At 65.3% G+C, this 17,975-nt stretch carries 20 protein-coding genes and 1 pseudogene; 14 read left to right on the top strand and 7 right to left on the bottom strand.

What is annotated here, in order from left to right; translation table 11 throughout:
- Window positions 1-22 precede the first annotated feature (22 nt).
- The 3 genes from BLS52_RS13145 to BLS52_RS13135 are packed head-to-tail and all read left to right on the top strand — an operon-like array spanning window position 23 to window position 1,856.
- Window positions 23-316, top strand: a complete 294-nt coding sequence (locus BLS52_RS13145) for a hypothetical protein (protein WP_026543949.1) — start codon at window positions 23-25, stop codon at window positions 314-316.
- 11 nt (window positions 317-327) lie between these two features.
- Entirely contained in the window at window positions 328-624 is a 297-nt protein-coding gene (locus BLS52_RS13140; RefSeq protein WP_026543950.1) for a hypothetical protein, read from the top strand.
- Window positions 621-1,856: a hypothetical protein gene (locus tag BLS52_RS13135; protein WP_051470390.1), complete on the top strand. Its 1,236-nt coding sequence runs from the start codon at window positions 621-623 to the stop codon at window positions 1,854-1,856. Before BLS52_RS13140 ends, BLS52_RS13135 begins: the two co-directional genes overlap by 4 nt.
- Here BLS52_RS13135 and BLS52_RS13130 read toward each other — a convergent pair.
- Window positions 1,818-2,222 (bottom strand): phage holin family protein, encoded by a 405-nt coding sequence (locus tag BLS52_RS13130; RefSeq protein WP_026543951.1) that lies wholly within the window; start codon window positions 2,220-2,222, stop codon window positions 1,818-1,820. The genes BLS52_RS13135 and BLS52_RS13130 overlap by 39 nt on opposite strands.
- 105 nt (window positions 2,223-2,327) lie before the next feature.
- Here BLS52_RS13130 and BLS52_RS13125 point away from each other — a divergent pair, with 105 nt between their 5' ends.
- The 4 genes from BLS52_RS13125 to BLS52_RS13110 all read left to right on the top strand — a co-directional run bounded on the left by BLS52_RS13125 (window position 2,328) and on the right by BLS52_RS13110 (window position 7,150).
- On the top strand, window positions 2,328-3,467 hold the full coding sequence (locus tag BLS52_RS13125) for a histidinol-phosphate transaminase (RefSeq protein WP_090587310.1): 1,140 nt from the start codon (window positions 2,328-2,330) through the stop codon (window positions 3,465-3,467).
- A gap of 122 nt (window positions 3,468-3,589) precedes the next feature.
- A complete protein-coding gene (locus BLS52_RS13120) occupies window positions 3,590-4,762 on the top strand; it encodes a thiamine pyrophosphate-dependent dehydrogenase E1 component subunit alpha (RefSeq protein WP_090587308.1) in 1,173 nt (390 codons plus the stop codon).
- Complete coding sequence (locus BLS52_RS13115; protein ID WP_090587306.1) at window positions 4,762-5,736, top strand: alpha-ketoacid dehydrogenase subunit beta; 975 nt, start codon at window positions 4,762-4,764, stop codon at window positions 5,734-5,736. The genes BLS52_RS13120 and BLS52_RS13115 overlap by 1 nt, the downstream gene beginning before the upstream one ends.
- Window positions 5,737-5,746: 10 nt before the next feature.
- Window positions 5,747-7,150 (top strand): dihydrolipoamide acetyltransferase family protein, encoded by a 1,404-nt coding sequence (locus BLS52_RS13110; protein WP_026543955.1) that lies wholly within the window; start codon window positions 5,747-5,749, stop codon window positions 7,148-7,150.
- A 38-nt stretch (window positions 7,151-7,188) separates the two neighbouring features.
- Here BLS52_RS13110 and BLS52_RS13105 read toward each other — a convergent pair whose 3' ends face one another.
- Together BLS52_RS13105 and BLS52_RS13100 are read right to left on the bottom strand one after the other, a co-directional pair.
- A complete protein-coding gene (locus BLS52_RS13105; protein WP_245702863.1) occupies window positions 7,189-8,481 on the bottom strand; it encodes an aminotransferase-like domain-containing protein in 1,293 nt (430 codons plus the stop codon).
- A 46-nt stretch (window positions 8,482-8,527) separates the two neighbouring features.
- Entirely contained in the window at window positions 8,528-9,496 is a 969-nt protein-coding gene (locus BLS52_RS13100) for a helix-turn-helix transcriptional regulator (RefSeq protein WP_026543957.1), read from the bottom strand.
- A gap of 383 nt (window positions 9,497-9,879) precedes the next feature.
- Here BLS52_RS13100 and BLS52_RS19000 point away from each other — a divergent pair, with 383 nt between their 5' ends.
- From BLS52_RS19000 to BLS52_RS13090, 3 genes are all read left to right on the top strand, one after another.
- Entirely contained in the window at window positions 9,880-10,014 is a 135-nt protein-coding gene (locus BLS52_RS19000) for a hypothetical protein (RefSeq protein ID WP_275450934.1), read from the top strand.
- 212 nt (window positions 10,015-10,226) lie between these two features.
- Window positions 10,227-11,075 (top strand): lantibiotic dehydratase C-terminal domain-containing protein, encoded by an 849-nt coding sequence (locus BLS52_RS13095; RefSeq protein WP_090587305.1) that lies wholly within the window; start codon window positions 10,227-10,229, stop codon window positions 11,073-11,075.
- 51 nt (window positions 11,076-11,126) lie between these two features.
- Window positions 11,127-11,318 carry a hypothetical protein gene (locus BLS52_RS13090; RefSeq protein ID WP_026543959.1) on the top strand — a complete coding sequence of 64 codons (192 nt, stop codon included), beginning with the start codon at window positions 11,127-11,129 and terminating at the stop codon, window positions 11,316-11,318.
- A gap of 107 nt (window positions 11,319-11,425) precedes the next feature.
- On the opposite strand, the gene BLS52_RS13085 is transcribed toward BLS52_RS13090, so the two are convergent.
- Window positions 11,426-11,935, bottom strand: coding sequence for a MarR family winged helix-turn-helix transcriptional regulator (locus tag BLS52_RS13085; protein WP_090587303.1), 510 nt, complete (start codon window positions 11,933-11,935; stop codon window positions 11,426-11,428).
- Window positions 11,936-12,076: 141 nt separating this feature from the next.
- Between BLS52_RS13085 and BLS52_RS13080 the strand changes: the two genes are divergently transcribed.
- Entirely contained in the window at window positions 12,077-13,099 is a 1,023-nt protein-coding gene (locus BLS52_RS13080) for a Gfo/Idh/MocA family protein (protein WP_090587301.1), read from the top strand.
- On the opposite strand, the gene ald is transcribed toward BLS52_RS13080, so the two are convergent.
- Window positions 13,096-14,208, bottom strand: a complete 1,113-nt coding sequence (ald, locus tag BLS52_RS13075) for an alanine dehydrogenase (protein WP_026543962.1) — start codon at window positions 14,206-14,208, stop codon at window positions 13,096-13,098. The two genes, BLS52_RS13080 and ald, sit on opposite strands and share 4 nt — an antisense overlap.
- Before the next feature lie 295 nt (window positions 14,209-14,503).
- On the opposite strand from ald, the gene BLS52_RS13070 reads away from it, so the two are divergent.
- Window positions 14,504-15,715: a PucR family transcriptional regulator gene (locus tag BLS52_RS13070; protein WP_090587432.1), complete on the top strand. Its 1,212-nt coding sequence runs from the start codon at window positions 14,504-14,506 to the stop codon at window positions 15,713-15,715.
- Here the strand turns inward: BLS52_RS13070 and BLS52_RS13065 are convergent.
- The gene (locus BLS52_RS13065; RefSeq protein ID WP_090587299.1) at window positions 15,695-16,078 is read right to left on the bottom strand and encodes a helix-turn-helix domain-containing protein; all 384 of its coding nucleotides are present in this window, start codon (window positions 16,076-16,078) and stop codon (window positions 15,695-15,697) included. The genes BLS52_RS13070 and BLS52_RS13065 overlap by 21 nt on opposite strands.
- A gap of 143 nt (window positions 16,079-16,221) precedes the next feature.
- Here BLS52_RS13065 and BLS52_RS13060 point away from each other — a divergent pair, with 143 nt between their 5' ends.
- Complete coding sequence (locus BLS52_RS13060; RefSeq protein WP_090587297.1) at window positions 16,222-16,488, top strand: hypothetical protein; 267 nt, start codon at window positions 16,222-16,224, stop codon at window positions 16,486-16,488.
- 59 nt (window positions 16,489-16,547) lie between these two features.
- Here the strand turns inward: BLS52_RS13060 and BLS52_RS13055 are convergent, their stop codons facing one another.
- Window positions 16,548-17,309, bottom strand: coding sequence for an SDR family oxidoreductase (locus tag BLS52_RS13055; protein WP_090587296.1), 762 nt, complete (start codon window positions 17,307-17,309; stop codon window positions 16,548-16,550).
- A 193-nt stretch (window positions 17,310-17,502) separates the two neighbouring features.
- Between BLS52_RS13055 and BLS52_RS13050 the strand changes: the two are divergent.
- Window positions 17,503-17,975, top strand: a pseudogene (locus BLS52_RS13050) (pyruvate dehydrogenase (acetyl-transferring), homodimeric type); the annotation flags it as partial.

The following is a 17,975-nucleotide window of genomic DNA, read 5'->3' as shown; positions in this document are numbered from 1 at the left end:
GAACCCTCACCACGGAGTCGCAATGTCCACTGCACCAGCGTCCACCCCCGCCGGGTCCACCGGTAGTACCCCGGCCTCTGAAATGCTGCGGCTCTGCGTCATGCCGGGTGACGGCATCGGGCCGGAACTGGTGAACAGCGCGCTCGCGGTCCTGCAGGAGGCGTGCCGCGTGGTAGGCGGGCACCGAGCGCTGACGTCCCAGCACCGCTACTCCACACGCGCGGCTTCGCGGCGACATATCAACATAGAAGCTCCCGCTCACCTCACAACACAGCTCCGCGCCTACCGTTTTGGGCAGGCACTGAGAGCGGAGTGAGGAGGGCGCCAATGCACCCCAGTACGACGACGGCGCTATCGCCCGCAGAGGCGTCCACTGATGAGGTGAGGGAACTTGCGAGGCGGCTCCGGCTTGAAGCGGAAGCGGTGGAAGCGGTGCGCGAACGTCTCCGCGGCGCGATGGAAATCGACTGGGAGTCGCCTGCGGGCCGGAACTTCCGCTCGTACCTTGCCGAGCGGGCCGAGGCTGTCGGCGTTACGGCCTTCGGCCTCCGCGATGCGGCCGTTTCGCTTGACGCCTACGGTGCAGCGCTGTCCGCAGCAGACGCGGGGGGAATCTGCGGATGAGCGTCGATCCGGATCTGCGGCCGGTTGTTCTGCCTGCGGACGCTGAGGGAATCTCACAGGTCATCGGCGGTGTGGGTGGAATCCGCTTCCAGTGGGAGGAGTTGGACAACGGAGTCCGGACGCTCGGCGCTGCCGCCGCTGAGCTTCACCGGGTGTGGGCGAGCGTCAGCGGTATCGAGATGCGGCTTTCGGCGGTTCGGGGAGACACAGGTCTTATTTCCGCGGCCAGCGCAACCACGGCGGGCTGGGCGGCTGCCCAGAGTATCCAGGCCGGTATCCAACGGCTCTCCGAGGACGGTTCCAGCCTGACGGACACGGCTGACCGGATCACGATCAGCCGGGGGCGGTATGAGCTGGCTGAGCTCCTCACCACTAACCACGTAGGCCGTCTTGTTGCCGATCTCTTGCCCTCGGTAGCACAGACCTCCGGGCCGCTTGTGCTGGTGCAGACCAAGAGCCATTCAATCCCGTTTGAGGGCACAGTGGACAGCCTCCTGTCCCGGGTGAGGCACGCCCAGGAAGAGCCCGGGTCATCGTTCGAGGTGCTCGAGGTTGAAGGCCGATCGGGGCCGGCTTATGTGGTGGTGATCCCCGGGACGGAGTGGTCCCGCGCCAAACTGCCCTTCAGTGGAGACGGGATCCTGGAGGCAAAGTTCGAGGACAGCGCGCACGTCAATGTTGCGGTGGCCGGAGCGCTCGCGGAAGTGGGTGCCCCGCGCGGTGCAAGCGTCCTGCTCGTCGGGCATAGCCAGGGCGGTATGCATGCGGTGAATCTGGCGAACAGCGGACCGGTGAGTGAGAACTACTCGGTGGATGTAGTGGTGACTGCCGGCTCACCCGTCACCGAGGAGGCGGCTCCGAAGAAAACCAGCTTCCTTCACCTCGCCCACGAGAAGGACTGGGTCCCGGTGCTGAATCTGGTTCCTCCTCCTGACCGACCCAATCAGGTGTTCGTGACGCTCGATCACCAAGTGACGGACCCGCCCGGTGGTGACTCTGACCCCCACAACATCGAGGAGTACCGGCAAGGTGCCCGGGCGGTGGACCTGAGCTCACACCCCTCGATCGCACCGGTGACGGCCGCTGTGGGTGCCGCTGTTGCAGGATCGACCGCGAGGCGCCATGTGTTTCAGGTCAGTCACTATCCGCTGCAGGCGCCCGGACCTGTCGGCGAACGGAGGGCGACGGCGGCCTCAGCGCCTGGCGCCGGTAATCGTGCCCGCGACAAGTGACACAAGGCTGATGATGATGGCTCCCAGAATGGCGGTCCAGAAGAAGTCATCGACAATGAAGCCGATCGGAGTGAACGAGGTGAGCCAGGACGTGAGCATCAGCATGCCCGCGTTGATCACAATGGTGAAGAGGCCGAGCGTGAGAATGGTCAACGGAAGCGAGAGCAGGGACACCACCGGCTTCACGAGCGCGTTCACTATGCCGAAGATCAGACCGACGAACAGGTAGGAGGCAATATTCCCCACCGTGTCATTGCCGGATGCCTCAACGGCGGCCTCCGAGCCCAGGTCGATGCCGGGCAGCAGCCAGGCCGCCACCCACAGGGCAAGCGCATTGATCAGAACCCTCGCGATGAACTTCAGCATGTAAGTATGCTGTCACACGCGGGCCAACAATCCCCTCGTCGGACAGGGAAATCCCGGGGATCGCCTGCGCCCGCCGGAGAGAGCGGGACCAGTACGCTTGTGGACATGAGTGCACCCGAACACCACACCGATGTTGCTGCGGACGAGGTCACCCGCATCCACCCGCGCAGCGTGCTTGGCCGGCTGCCGCGCTATGCCGCGGGCAAACCCCCGGAGGCAATCGAAGGACTCGCAAGCTTCAAGCTCTCGTCGAATGAGAACCCGCTGCCGCCGCTACCCGCCGTGCTTGAAGCCATCGCCGGGCAGACAGCCGTCAACCGGTACCCGGACCCCATGACCACCACTCTCCGCGCCGAACTCGGTGCATTTCTGGCGGTTCCGTCCGAGGACATCGTGACCGGCGCCGGCAGCCTCGGCGCGCTCAACCAGATCCTCGCTGCCTTTGCCGGGCAAAACGATTTCGACGCCCCTGACGAGGTCATCTATCCCTGGCGCTCCTTCGAGGCGTACCCCATCTGCGTGGGACTGGCAGGCGCCATGAGCGTGCAGGTTCCGCTGCTGCCGGACTCGGCACACGACCTCGATGCCATGGCCGCTGCAATCACCGACCGCACCCGGGTAATCCTGCTCTGCACGCCCAACAATCCCACAGGCCCGGCGCTGACGGAGCCTGAGGTGCGGAACTTCATCGACCGCGTGCCGCGCAACGTGGTGATCGTGCTGGACGAGGCCTACGTGGAGTTCGTCAGGAAGCCTGATGCAGTGGAGGGGCTTCAGCTCTACCGCGACTACCACAATGTGATCGTCCTCCGGACCTTCTCGAAGGCGCACGGTCTCGCGGGGCTGCGCGTCGGATACTCAATCTCGCAACCGGTTCTGACGCAGCACCTTCGCGTCAGCGCAACACCCTTCGCGGTATCCCAGATAGCCGAACACGCAGCGGTGACGTCACTCCGCCATATCGATGAGGTGCGGGAACGCGTACAGAGCATCGTGGATGAGCGCACCCGGGTGGTGAGCGGGCTCAGGAAACTGGGCTGGAGGATCCCGGAAGCCGAAGGAAACTTCATCTGGCTCGCCCTGGGGGAGGACACGCCGGAGTTCGCCGCGCTCGCCGAACAGCAGGCACTCTCCGTCAGGGCATTCGGCGTCGAGGGCATCCGGGTGAGTATCGGCGAACCCGAGGCGAATTCCCGTTTCCTTGAACTGTGTGCGGGCTACACAAAGGGGCCCGGCACTTCCTGACGCTTCACAAATAGGTGGCGGGCGCCGCCGTCGTTACTCTAGTAAGACTGCCCATGCACCCTAGTGCATGAACAGGCCCTACATATACTGCCAACGGAATATTACCTGCGAGGAACCACAGTATGGCAACACCCCGCCTGCCCGCAGCCGAGTTCGATGCAGAGGAACAACTCGACGCGCACCACCTGCCGGAATTCCCGCGCGATCCTTCCGGGATGGTGCAGATGCTGACCCCGGAGGGTGAGCTGAGCGGCTCGGACTTCCGGGGCTACGCTGCCGCCGAAGAGGAGTTGCCGGCGCTTTACCGGGACATGTACCTGATCAGGCGTTTCGACCAGGAATCCACCGCGCTGCAGCGGCAGGGTGAACTTGCGCTCTGGGTGCCCATGCGCGGCCAGGAAGCGGCCCAGATTGGTTCTGCACGCGCCATGCTGGCGCAGGATTATGCATTTCCCACCTACCGCGAGCACGGCGTTGCCGTTGCCCGGGGCGTGGCCCCGGCGGACCTGCTCAAGCTGTTCCGGGGTGTCACCAACGGCGGCTGGAATCCGAAGGATTCAAACTTCCACCTCTACACCCTGGTACTCGCCGCTCAGTGCCTGCACGCCGTCGGATACGCGATGGGCATGCAGCGTGACCAGCTCGCGGAGCAGTCCCTGCCCAAGGCGGCCACCATGGCCTACTTCGGCGACGGCGCAAGCTCTGAGGGCGACGTACACGAGGCCATGGTGTTCGCCGCCTCCTTCAACGCACCGGCCGTCTTCTTCTGCCAGAACAACCACTGGGCCATTTCGGTGCCGACGGAGGTCCAGTCGCGGGTTCCGCTCGCCCACCGCGCCCACGGCTACGGATTCCCGGGCATCCGGGTGGACGGCAATGACGTGCTGGCGGTGCAGGCAGTCACGCGGTGGGCGCTTGACCGTGCGCGTAACGGTGGCGGGCCCGTGCTGATCGAGGCTTTCACCTACCGGATGAGCGCCCACACCACGGCAGACGACCCCACCAAGTACCGCCTCGCCGCGGAGGAGGAGCAGTGGGTGTCGCGTGACCCCCTGACCAGGGTTGAACACCGCCTGCGCGCCACCGGAACCGGCGACGACTTCTTCCGGCAGCTGGAGGAGGAATCAGTGCAGCTGGCCGCCGACCTGCGGGCGTCCGTCCTCTCCATGGAAGCACCCGGGCTCGAGCACCGGTTCGCCACCGCCTACGCGGAGGCCCACCCGCTCATCCAGGAGGAGCTGCAGGCCTGGCGGGACTATGAAGCCGGATTCGACGTCGAGGGAGGTGCCCGCTGATGGCGGTGATGACCATAGCCAAGGCAATCAACGAGGGTCTTCGGGCCGCGCTGAACACCCACCCAACCGCGCTGCTCATGGGCGAGGACATCGGTGACCTCGGCGGCGTGTACCGCGTCACCGAGGGCCTCAAGGCGCAGTTCGGGCCCGATCGCGTTGTCGATACCCCGCTCGCCGAGTCCGGCATCATCGGCACCGCCATCGGACTCGCGCTGCGGGGCTACCGGCCCATCTGCGAAATCCAGTTCGACGGGTTCGTGTTCCCCGCCTTCAACCAGATCACCACGCAGCTGGCAAAGATCCACACCCGCAGCGACGGGCTCCTGACCGCGCCGGTGGTCATCCGGATTCCCTATGGCGGCGGGATCGGGAGCGTGGAGCACCACTCGGAGTCGCCGGAGGCATTGTTCGCCCACACCGCGGGCCTGCGGATCATCACTCCGTCCAACGCCCATGACGCCTACTGGATGATCCAGCAGGCCGTCACCTGCGCGGACCCGGTGATCGTCTTCGAGCCGAAGCGCCGCTACTGGCTCAAGGGCGAGGTGGACGTCTCTGCGGTCCCATCCAGCCCGTTCCAGGCAGAGGTGCTGCGTGAAGGCACCGACGCCACCATCGTGGCCTACGGTCCGCTGGTGCCCGTTGCTCTCGCCGCCGCCAACGCCGCCGCGGAAGACGGCTCCAGCGTCGAGGTCATCGATCTGCGGTCCATCTCGCCCATCGACTTCGACACGGTCACCACTTCCGTACTCAAGACCGGCCGCCTGCTGGTTGCCCACGAGGCGCCCACCTTCGGAGGCATCGGCGGGGAGATCGCCGCGCGGATCACGGAGCGCGCCTTCCTGTCCCTCGAAGCGCCGGTAACGCGGGTAGGCGGGTTCCATCTGCCGTACCCCACCGCGCGCACCGAGGAGCACTACCTGCCGGACCTCGACCGCATCCTGCACTCGCTCGACACGGTGCTCGCCTACTAGAAGGACTCCCATGACGCTGAATACCTTCAACCTCCCCGACGTGGGCGAGGGACTCACGGAGGCCGAGATTGTCCGGTGGCAGGTTCAACCCGGGGCGACCGTTGCCGTGAATGATGTCATCGTCGAGATCGAGACGGCCAAGTCGCTCGTCGAACTCCCGTCACCCTACGCAGGCGTGGTCGCCGAGCTGCTGGTTCAGGAAGGCGAAACCGTGGAGGTCGGAACACCGATCATCTCGGTCTCGGACACCCCCCTCGAGGATTCAGGCACTCCGGTGGAGAACCCGCCGGCTGCCGCGCACGTGCCCGGCGAGCTCGTGACGCCGCCGCCGCCTGCACCGGCATCCTCCGACGCCGGCGCGCCGCTCGTGGGCACCGGGCCCAAGGCCGATTCCTCCCGTCGCAGGCCACGCACCGGCCGCCCCTCCGGCACCGCACCGGCACAACCCACGACGACGACGGCGCCTGCCCCCGCAACCGCGCACGTCACCGACGTGCCGTCCGCCCGGACTCCCGCAGCAGCGTCCGGCGCCTCGCGACGCGCGCTGGCGAAGCCACCGGTCCGCAAGGCGGCTCGCGACCTCGGAATCGATCTGGCCGACGTCCCGGCAACCGGGGGCTCCGGGGAGGTCACCAAACAGGACCTGATGAGCTATCAGGCGCAGCGGGACGCGGAGCAGGACCACGCGCCGTCGTTCTGGGGTGCGGCAACGCGGCCGCAGGACGAGCGGATCGAGCGCATCCCGGTGAAGGGGGTCCGCAAGGCCACCGCGCGGGCCATGGTTGAGAGCGCCTTCTCCGCGCCGCACGTCAGCATCTTCGTGGACGTCGACGCCTCCCGGACCATGGAATTCGTGAAGCGGCTGAAAGCTTCCCGGGATTTCGAGGGCATCAGGGTGTCGCCGCTGCTGATCCTCGCAAAGGCGGTGATCTGGGCGGCGGCGCGCAACCCTTCGGTCAATGCCACCTGGACGGACCAGGAAATCCTGGTCAAGCACTTCATGAACCTCGGCATTGCGGCTGCGACCCCGCGCGGGCTCATGGTCCCGAACATCAAGGACGCCCAGGATCTCTCCCTCAAGGAGCTTGCGCTGGCGCTGAATGATCTGGCGTCGCGCGCGCGGGCGGGCAAAACCCAGCCCGCTGAGATGCAGGGAGGCACCCTCACCGTCACCAACATCGGCGCCCTCGGGATCGACACCGGAACCCCGATCATCAATCCGGGCGAGGTGGCCATCGTTGCCTTCGGGACCATCAAGCAGAAGCCCTGGGTGCTCGACGGCGAGGTGATTCCCCGCTGGATCACCACGCTCGGCGGCTCATTCGACCACCGCGTGGTCGACGGGGATCTGAGCGCGCGGTTCATGGCCGACGTCGCGTCGATCCTCGAGGAGCCGGCCCTGCTGCTCGACTGAGCCGGCGCGCCGGCCCGGCCCCGCGCCGTCGTCGTCGGTCAGGCGCTCTCGGCGATGGCGGTCTTCAGGATGGGCGCCAGGCGGCGGATGCCCTCTTCGATGTCTTCCGGTGAGACGGCGCTGAAAGCCAGGCGCAGCTTGTTGGACGGCTCGTCCGACGGGGTGAAGGCGGCTCCCGGAATGAACACGACGCCGGCATCAATGGCCTGGTAGAGCAGCGGGTAGGTGTCCACGCCGTCCGGCAATGTAACCCAGACAAAGAAGCCGCCGTCCGGCGTGGTCCAGGAGGCGCCCTCGGGCAGGTGCTCGGCGAGGGCGCCCAGCATGGTGGAACAGCGTTCGCTGTACTGTGCGCGGGTGTTGGCGAGGTGGCCCTTCCAGTCGTACTCGCTGAGGTAGGCGGAGACCAGCATCTGCGTGAGCGGCGACGGGCAGAGCACTACCGCTTCGCAGGCGAGGTAGAAGCGGCGGTGGAGATGGCGGGGGACCAGTGCCCAGCCCAGCCGGACACCCGGCGCGAAGATTTTCGAGAACGAGCCGAGGTAGATCACGTCGTCCGGGTTGTCTGCGCGCATCGGCGGCAGCGGGTGTCCGTCGAAGCGCAGCAGGCCGTACGGGTTGTCCTCCAGGACCAGGATGTTGTGGGCGCGGCAGATCTCCACGATCCGCTGGCGCCGGTCCGCCACCATCGTGATGCCGCTGGGGTTGTTGAAGCTGGGAATCGTGTACAGCAGCTTGATCCGCCGGCCCTCGGCGAGCAGCTCCGCGATGCGCTGCTCAAGCTTTTCCGGTACCAGTCCCTGCTCGTCCATCTCGATGGCCTGAACGTCCACCTGGTAGGCCTCGAAGGTGTTCAGGGCACCGACGTAGGTCGGGTCTTCGCAGAGGATGACGTCACCGGGATCGCAGAACACCTTGGCGGCGACGTCCTGCGCCGACTGCGAGCCGGTGGTGATGACGATGTCCGCCGGATCCGCGTCCATGATCCCTTCGGCGGCCATCACCTCGCAGATCTGCCGGCGGAGCTGTTCCATTCCCTGGCCGCCGCCGTACTGGAGGGCCTCCAGTCCATGCTCGGCGATGATTTTCCCGGCAGTGACTCCCAGTTCCTGCAGGGGCAGCGACTTCAGGTACGGACTCCCGCCGGCCAGCGAAACCAGCCCGGGCCTGATGGAGATGTCAAAAACGTCGCGGACGGCGGACTGCTTGATATTCGCGGCCCGTTCCGAGAACAGGAGCTCGTGGCGGTGAGCTGATTCCGCGGCCCGCTCAAGGGCAACTTCGGTTTCGGCGGGCAGAAGCGTCGAGTTCAGTTCATCCTGGGAAGTCACGCGACGAGTCTAGAGGACCCGTTCACTGATAGGCAACAGAAGTTTCCTAAATCCAACCGGCCTGGTGGGCTTTGATGCCGGCCTGGAACCGGCTGTCGGCGTGCAGGGTCTCGAGCATCCAGGCAATATGACGCCGGCAGGTCCGCACATTGATATCCAGGCGCCGCGCGATCACCTCGTCCGAATAGCCGGCCGCGAGTCCCTTGAGAATGGCCTGCTGCGTACTGTTGAGCGGGGAAGGACTGGGCTCATCGACCAGGAACGGCTCACTGAGTTCCCAGGCGAATTCAAAAAGCTGCGTGAAGATGTGGATCAGGTGCGGATCCCGCACCACCAGCGCCGCCTTGTCATCATGCCGCAGCTGACGGGCAACCAGGGCGAGCTTCCGGTCGAAGATCAGCATGCGGAGCGGCACACGAGGAAGGGCACCGAACCGGCCCCCGCCGGCGGTGATCGCGGCCACAGCCTTCCGCGTGGGCACATGGTCGCGGGTGCTGATGTCATACAGGGTTTTACGCTCAACGCCCTGGCTCAACAGCTCCAGGTCCTTGCGGACATTCTCTTCCTGCACGTCCGCGGTGGAACCCTGGCCCGGCTGTGCAATAAGCACCTTCTCGGTGACGTCCCTGCCGTAGTCGATGAGCACCCGATGGATCAGGTGCGGGTCCTCCAGCGTCTCCACGGAGGAACTCGTGATGACACTCTTCCGCGCCTCAAGGTAGGTCGGCACAAGGGTGGAGAGCTCCCGCCGTCGTGCACTGATCCGGGCCCGCAGGTCCTGTACCGCGCGCTCGTCCGCATCAACAAGGTCGGCCAGCGCCACGTCGGGTGAAACGGCGACGTACGCGTGGGCGGAAGCGTCCTGTTCGCTCAGCAATCTGCGCTCCACGAGCACTTCCATCGCCGCGTTGATCTCCCGTAGGGTGTATCCAAGCGCCTCGGAGGCCTCGGACGTTGTCCATCCCGGGTTGCCAACGGCATAGCGGTAGAGCTCAATCGATATGCCGTCGAGCATCCGGAGTCCTTTCCGCTGGCCGCGCTTTCTATGGGTAGCCTACAGACCCGGTGCCCGGCTTAGCTCTGCGGGCCGTCGTCCGCCCCCAAATGACCGAAAATTGCGCCTGTAAAAACATGACATGTCAGCTTAATGACATCGGCCCGGAGGCGCGCCTCCATGCCCTGAAGCGGTCTCGAATTCCGCGGGAATACCGGACATCCAGGGTGCTGGTCCGGCACCCCTGAAGGGCTGCCGAGCGTGCCCTTGTCCTTATCAGGTCATGTCCTGAATAGGGCGTCCCCTCAGCTGGACAAGCGCGAGACGGTCCGCACATGCTGGACTCACCGGCTCGACGGCGAGCGGGATCGCGTCACACGCAACCTGAGGGAAGGGAACGTCCAGTGAAGAAGATCATCGGCGCAGCCGCAGGCCTCCTGGTCGCAGCAGCAGCTCTGGCACCGGCAACCCCGGCAGTTGGAGCAGCGAGCTGGGACTGGCCGAAGACCGTGACGGCAAGCTGGGACTGGCCCAAGTAAGACCCACCTTCATAGCGATTCAGGCTTCGTCGTCGAAATCTGGAACACATAAAGACTCGCCCCAGCGGCGGTAACCATGAGCCCGAAGGAGGATGCCATGAGTCAGCTGACAGCAGTTCGAACCGCCTCACGAACAGCACTCAGCGCTCAATGGTGGCATCTCTCCACTCATGCAGGCGGCTCCGATGTAGCGGACGGCATCATTAGGAGACCTGGTTACCCCGCTGGCGGCGCAGGCTCAGGTACTGCGGGCCGGAAGATGGTTCTACACGCGGAGTGTGGAGCCATCTTCTTCCGTGCAGGTACGCCTGCACATCCTGGCACCGCCCACCACCATCGAACGGCTGCAGACGGTCCATCAGGTTCTGCTGAAGCGTTCCGGCGGCACGCTGTCCGCTCTGCCTTCCCGCCAATCGGTTTCCACGCCCGTAGCCAGCGGCTATTACCTGCGCGGCATCGAGGAGGCTGATCCCCAGCTGGAAGCCGAGCTGTTCAAGTACGGGGGAGTGGAAGGCCTGCAGCTCGCAGAGGAAGTCTTTGAACTCTCCTCCGAGCTGGCCGCCTGGGGAACGCAGCGCTTCGCCAGGATGCACAGCCGGTCCGCGTTCGCCGCTCTTGTCCTGTTTGATTCCGCACGGAGCATGATGAAGGGCTCACGGTCAGCCAGCTGGGCTGACCGGCGCCGCATCTCCTGGGACTACTACTGGGACAGCCACCTGAAGACCTGCACCCCGGATCTTGGGCCGCGCGGGGCCGCCGTCCGCGAAGCCATGACCAACCAGGTCAACGCGAAGGTGCCGGCATTCCAGGGCCTGATGGCGGCAACGGCAGCGGAATCGGCCGTCCACAACTGGAGGCGCCGCTGGTGCCGCTCCATTGACACCTATCTGTACCGCGCCGACAAGGCGCGCGTGAGCCGCAGCGCCCAGCACCTCACCGTGCATCAGGCACACATGACATTGAACCGCCTCGGTTTCAGCGCCCGCGAGGAAGCCGTACTCGGTTTGTACGCCCGCACATGGAGCGTTGACCGCGAACGCGCCCTGTTCAACCGAAACTGACTACGTCCCGCTCGATCGTCGCCACCCAGGACGAGGAAAGGAAAGTGCAGCATGGCCCACAACAAAGATGTCATCCTTGCCGCTGACGCATTCGATTTGAGCGTTGCCCTGGGCTGTTCCCCGGACACCGTGGAGGACCTCCGGGGGATGGGGGTGCTCGCCTCGCAGGGAGAGCTTTGGGAAGTGGGGGCCGCCCGGGACTACCTTCGGGACGCCGCCTGGGCTGACAGTCTCTGGCACTAACCTCAACCCCGCGCAAAAACAGGAGTTGCAAAGCCCGGACCGTGACCGGTCCGGGCTTTCGCGTTCAGATGAAGGGGTGCCAGCTCTGCCGGCACGGGACTCCGGGACTACTTCGGATCCAGGACCCCGCCATCACGAAGCCGGTTGATGAGGGAGCTCAGTTCCATCCGAAGCGTGGTGCTCTTTTCGGCGAAGAGTTCATCCTCAAGCGCCCGGGCGTCGGTAAGAGCCCTGCTGCCGTCGGCCGAGATGGTGTGCCTGCCGTTCTCCGCCACCACATAGCCCAGCTGCGCCAATTCGGCAAGGGAGCGCTCAACGGTGGACTCGGACAGGAGGCACTGCGCTGCAACGTCGGAAACCGCGGCACCGGGGTGTTCGGCGAGCCCGCTCAGGACAGACAGGTCGAGGGGAGTCAACCCCAGCTCCGCTAACTCGGAGTGCAGGTGCTGCTGAACAAAGTGCGCCGCAGTGGTGAGCATCAGTCGGGTGGAGTGGGTATCCACCGGTGCACCGGCGTCGTCATTCATTCCGGAAGCAGCGGGGGAGAGGTTCGGTGCGGGCAGGTCAACGCCCGATTCAGGGGTCGATTGCGCAGTGTTGTCTTGGGCAGCGGCCATGTCAGGGTCCCTTGGGTGCGAGGAATTCGTGGCCGCTGCTTGACCGATCAAGAATTATAGTATGGCGGCGTCCCGTCGAAATTTCGACAATTCAGCCCACGGCTGACACCTCCGCATCGGTCGCGGTCCTAGGGTTGGAGCATGGAGCACATCAGGACAGCCGTCGTCGGATTTGGGTTGGGCGGGCGCGTCTTCCACGCGCCGTTCATCAGTGCCAACCCGCGGTATGCCCTGGAGGTTGTGGTGACCGCCAATGATGACCGCATTGCGCAGGTGGAGGCACAGTATCCCGAGGCGCGGATCGTCCGAAGCGCCGATGAGCTGGAGCAGCAGCTGGACCGGCTGGACCTCGTGGTGGTCAGCACGCCGCCGGCTACCCACGCGCCGCTGGCCGAGCGGGCTCTCAGGGGAGGTGCCGCCGTCGTCGTTGACAAGCCGTTCGTGGTGGATTCAGCGGACGGGGAGAGGCTGATCGGCATCGCCCGCGAAGAGGGTCAGCTGCTGACCGTCTTCCAGAACAGGCGCTGGGACGGCGATTTCCTGACGGTGCGCAAACTCCTCGCGGAGGGCACGCTCGGCACCGTGCGCCGGTTCGAGTCCCGCATGGAAAGCTACAAGCCCCTGGTCACCAAGCCGTGGAAGGCCACCAGTAACGCGGATGAAGGCGGCGGAATCCTCTACGACCTCGGTCCGCACCTGATCGACCAGGCACTGCAACTCTTCGGGGACGCTGAACTCGTCCACGTGGAGCGCGCTGCTCACCGGGAAACCGGAGGGCCCGACGACGACGTCTTCCTCGCCCTGCGGCATGCTTCCGGAGTGATCAGCCACCTGTGGATGAATGCGCTGGCCCCGCAGGCAGCGCCGCGGTTCCGGGTGACGGGATCGGAGTCGGCCTACACAAAGTGGGGAGCCGATGTGCAGGAGGCCGCGGTTGACGCCGGCATGCTTCCTACGGATCCCGGTTACGGCGTCGAGGACAAGCTCGCCTGGGGTCTGCTCGGGTTTGATCAGGAGTCAACGCGGCTGCCCACGGAGAACGGCAGTTACCCCGCCTTCTATGAGCTCCTGGCAGCGGCGATCCAGAACGGGGCACCCGTGCCGGTTGACCCGGCGGACAGCCTCCGCGCCCACCGGATCATCGAGGCCGCGCTCGCCTTCTAGACGAGCCGGCGCCAGTCCTCGGTAAGTTCCAGGTTGTGAGCCTCGGACACGGAGTGGTGGGCAACCGCGCCGTCTGCAATGTTGAGGCCGTGAGCCAGCGCAGGGATCGCCTCGAACGCGCCGCGCACACCCAGGTCCGCCAGCGCCACTGCGTAGCGCAGGGTGACGTTGGTCAGTGCATAGGTGGAGGTGTTCGGTACGGCACCGGGCATGTTGCCCACGCAGTAGAACAGCGACTGGTGGACGGTGAACGTGGGGTCCTCGTGCGTGGTGACGTGTGAGTCCTCGAAGCAGCCGCCCTGGTCCACCGCAATGTCCACCAGCACACTGCCGGGTTTCATGCGGGCAACCATCTCATTGGTGACGAGCTTTGGCGCCTTGGCGCCCGGGATCAGGACCGAGCCGATAACCAGGTCGGCGTCCAGCACTGCCCGCTCGATTTCGAAGGCATTGGATGCGATGGTCCGGATCCGCCCCGCGTACTGGGCGTCCAGTTCACGCAGCCGTGCGATGTTGATATCGAGAACGGTGACGTCGGCGCCGGTTCCGACCGCCATGGCCGTGGCGTTTGTGCCGGCAACGCCCGCACCGAGCACCACAACCTTCGCCGGACGGACACCGGGGACGCCGCCGAGGAGCAGCCCCGGGCCCCCGGCCGGCGCGGTCATGACCTGCGCACCGACCTGGACGGACAGCCGCCCCGCCACCTCGGACATCGGAGCCAGCAGGGGAAGCGCCCGCCCATCCTGCACGGTCTCGTAGGCGATGGCGGTGACGCCGGACTCCATCAGGGCATGCGTCAGCTTCGGTTCAGCGGCGAGGTGCAGATAGGTGAAGAGGATCAAACCGGCGCGGAAGCGGTGGTACTCCTCCGCGATGGGTTCCTTCACCTTCATGACCATGTCGGCGCGCGCCCAGACGTCGTCGGCGTCGTCCACGATCTCCGCACCGGCCGCTACGTACTCTTCGTCGGTGATGTTCGACCCGACGCCTGCCGAGCGCTCCACGAGGACGGTATGACCGTGGGTGCGGAACTCATGCACGCCGGAGGCCGTGATGGCCACGCGGAACTCGTTGTTCTTCACTTCTTTGGGGACGCCGATGATCACGGGATTCTCCGTTTGCTCTCAGGTTGGCTCAGGACGGCCGGTGGGGTTTGTGGCCTGTGTTCCTCAAGGATACGAGCGCTTCATCCGCCCGGACAGGGCCGAAAATTTCTGCTCCAGAAAGGCGGAACGACGACGGCGGGTGGCCTCGTCGTCGTTTCCGCTGCGTTCCGCGTGGGCAAGAGCCGGAACCGAGGATGTGACTGGCATCACTAGCACGGATGGCCCCCAGGAGCCAGTCGACATTTGTCGAGTGGTGGGACGCCAAATGTCGTCGCTACGGTCCTAGGATGAGGTGGTGCAGACAACCCAGGTGGAGCGTGAAGTCGAGCGGATTGCTGCACGGCTGGGGCGCGGGCTCTCGCTGGAGGATCTTGACGGCATGCTCCTCGCCTACAGCAGCCACCAGTCGTCTGCCGACCGCGTGCGCGTCAACTTCCTGCTGAGCAAGAAGGTCCCGGCGGATGTGAGCGCCTGGCAGCTTCAGCATGGAATCGCGACGGCGGTGCGGCCCGTTGCGGTCCCGGCCAATGCAGACCTTGGAATGTTGGGGCGGGTGTGTGTGCCGCTGTTGGTGCGCGGTTTCCGGGTGGGGTACCTCTGGGTGCAGCAGGATTCCGGTGAAGATACCGCCGCGCACATTCTGGAGCAGCTTCCCGGGGTGCGTGCGGATATTGACAGGCTGGCGGCGCTGCTCCTGGAAGACAACACCGCTGGATCAGAACACCGCACCCGGCGGGAGGCAGCCTTCCTCGCCGCGGCGGGAGGCGACCGCCGGGCACTGGAGGAGTGCGCCGGGTGGCCGGAGCTGGACGGCACCGCGCCGTGGCACTGCCAGGTGCTGTTCGACCGCCCGGTTCCGGGTCGGCCTGCTGCCGTCGGGGACGGCACGTTGGCCCGCCGCACCGCAGCCCTCCAGGCAACGGTGGGGGCCGACGCCGTCGTCTTCAGTGCCGGCGAATCGACGCACTCCGTCCTGCTGGTGCGCCACCATGCAGGGCAGGCTGAGCTGGCGGTGATCCGGCGTCGTTATGGTGAACGACTGGCTGCGGTGACAGGCGCGGCGGATGTGCCGCTCATCTGCGGTGCCAGTGAACCCTTCGCCGCGCCGGAGGGGTTGGAGGGCGCGTACGTACAGGCGCGGGCGGCGGTGCAGGCAGCCGCCGTTGATCCGCAGTTCGGTGACGCTGTGGAATACAGGTCGATCGGGGCGTACCAGTTTCTGGCGGGCGCCGGCTGGCAGGCATCTTCGCCTCGTTCGGTCTTCTTCACAGAGCTTCTGGAGTATGACCGGAGCAATGAACTGCTGCCGGTCCTGGAGCTATTGTTCGACAAGAACGGTTCGGTCCAGGACGTGGCGCAGCAGCTCCACCTGCACCGCAGCAGCGTCTACAACCGGTTGGCCAGGGTCCGGTCGGTGATCGGGGCCGATCCGCTGAGCGGTGCGGTCCGGCTCGAACTGCACCTGGCGCTCAAGGCGCGGCGCTGGTCACACCGTCCCCGCATCTGACCTCTTCTGGGCGGCAAGCCAGGCGTCGATGGCGTCCTTCCGGATGCGCCGATGGGTCCCGCGGTATTCGACGGGAATCACACCGGCGTCGGTCAGGTTCCGGAGATAGGTGTGGGAGATTCCCGCCGCCTCGGCGGCCTGCGAGGTGGTCAGGGTCTCCGCAACGGAGGACACCGTGACGGCATCACCTGCGGCAAGGCGCCGTAGAAGGTCGACGACGGCGTCCCTCGCCTCATCGGGGAGCTTCACCGCAGTGCCGTCAACAAAGACGGTGATATCGCGGTTTTCGGCGAGGGTGCGTGCGAGGGGCCGGCGCTCACTTTCGGGGAGCGTCTGGGAGATCCGGGAGCGCGGTTGGGTCATGCCACCATTCTGCCAATGCGGTTGCTTTTCGTTACTAGTAGCTTCCCTAATTAGCATTCAAACGGTATTGTTATTAAACCTTAACTAAGCGCGCTTAGTAGTTACCCCTGAGTAGTTTATTGCGGTTGGACGGTGACAGACCAATGACGATTATCAATCCGGACCATCGAAGTTCCACGCTGCCCTCGACGGGGCAACTGGCAGAGCGGGATGGCGCTCTGCCCTGGTGTGAACGGTGCAACACCGACGAGTTCCTGATCTACGAGGACTTCGTTCCAGCCCGCGTCTCTTCTGAAGCGCGGGATCTCCTTGCTGCCAGCGTCAGCTACTCCTGCTCTGTCTGCGGATCATTCAACGGACACCAGGTGCCGCCCATGTGGAGCCCTCCGCACTGGTTCTGGTACAGCTGAGAGACACGGCACAAGAGGCCCCTCGTTCCAGGAACGAGGGGCCTCTTCCATGTGGGGACCTAGCCGCGGCCGATGAAGGGCATGCCGCTGGCTGTCATCACCACGGTGCCGATGCTGGCCGACGCCGGCAGCTGGGCCATGTGCAGAACCGTCCGCGCTGCTTCCTCCACGGGGAAGGTCGGCTCCACCCGGCGTGTGCCGTCCGCCTGCAGTGCTCCGGCATCCACGCCGAGCGTGTCCATGAGGGCTGTGGAGGTATTGCCGATGTCGATCTGGCCGCAGGTGATGCCGTAGGGCCGGCCGTCGAGTTCAATCGACTTGGTCAGGCCGGTGATGGCGTGCTTGGTTGCTGTGTATGCCACCGAGCGGGGCCGCGGGGAATGCGCCGCGATTGAGCCGTTGTTGATGATCCGGCCGCCCTGCGGATCCTGATGCCGCATCATGCGGAAGCCCTCCGCCGCGCACAGGAATGAGCCCGTGAGATTGGTTGCCACGGTGGCGGACCAGTCCTCCGGGCTGATCTCGTCGACGGCGCCCGCCGGGCCGTAGGTGCCGGCGTTGTTGAACAGCAGATCAAGCCTGCCCCAGCGCTCGCGGACCTGATCGAAGAGGTGGACGACGTCGTCGTGCACGCTGATGTCCGCGGCCACTGAGTGGGCCAGCCCCCATCCACCGGCGGTGTTCTCCAGCGGTTCCAGGCGGCGCCCGGTAAGGGTAACTGCCCACCCAGCCTCCAGGAGCTGCTGTGCTACCGCCTGTCCGATACCGGAGCCGGCTCCCGTGACGACGGCGACACGGGGTTGAAGTGGGGACTGGTTCATGACGTTTTGCACATACCTCTCTGGTCGGTTTTCCCATTCTGGCAGTTTTCCCCGGTATAGTAATGGAATAATAGTTCCGCATGGCGAAATCTGCCGTGAAATATGACCATTCACCGCCGTGACAGCGCGAGGGAGCACTACCGGCGAATCATGAATCGGGCGGACACGATCCGCTCACGGAAAGAGGTTTGGCATGGTTGCTGATCAGGGGATTGTGGGTGCGGGTTCTGTGGATTCGGATCCGGAGGAGACGGCTGAGTGGGTTGAGTCGTTTGATCAGCTGGTTGATGTGCGTGGTTCTGAGCGTGCCCGTGAGGTGTTGGGTCGTTTGTTGGCGCGTGCCGGTGGCCGGTCGGTGGGTCTTCCCAGTGTTGTGACGACTGATTATGTGAATACCATCCCGGTTGATGAGGAGCCCGAGTTCCCGGGGGATGAGGAGATCGAGCGGAAGTTCCGGGCGTGGATGCGGTGGAACGCGGCGGTGATGGTGCATCGTTCGCAGCGGCCGGAGATTGGTGTGGGCGGTCATATTTCCACGTATGCGGGGGCGGCGACCCTGTATGAGGTGGGGTTCAATCATTTCTTCAAGGGTAAGGATCACCCCAGTGGTGGGGATCAGGTGTTTTTCCAGGGTCACGCGTCGCCGGGGATGTATGCGCGGGCGTT

The organism is Arthrobacter subterraneus, from assembly GCF_900099735.1.
Taxonomy (GTDB): Bacteria; Actinomycetota; Actinomycetes; order Actinomycetales; family Micrococcaceae; genus Arthrobacter_D; species Arthrobacter_D subterraneus.
Note: the sequence above shows the minus strand (reverse complement) of the source record. Positions and strands in the feature narration are given on the sequence as shown.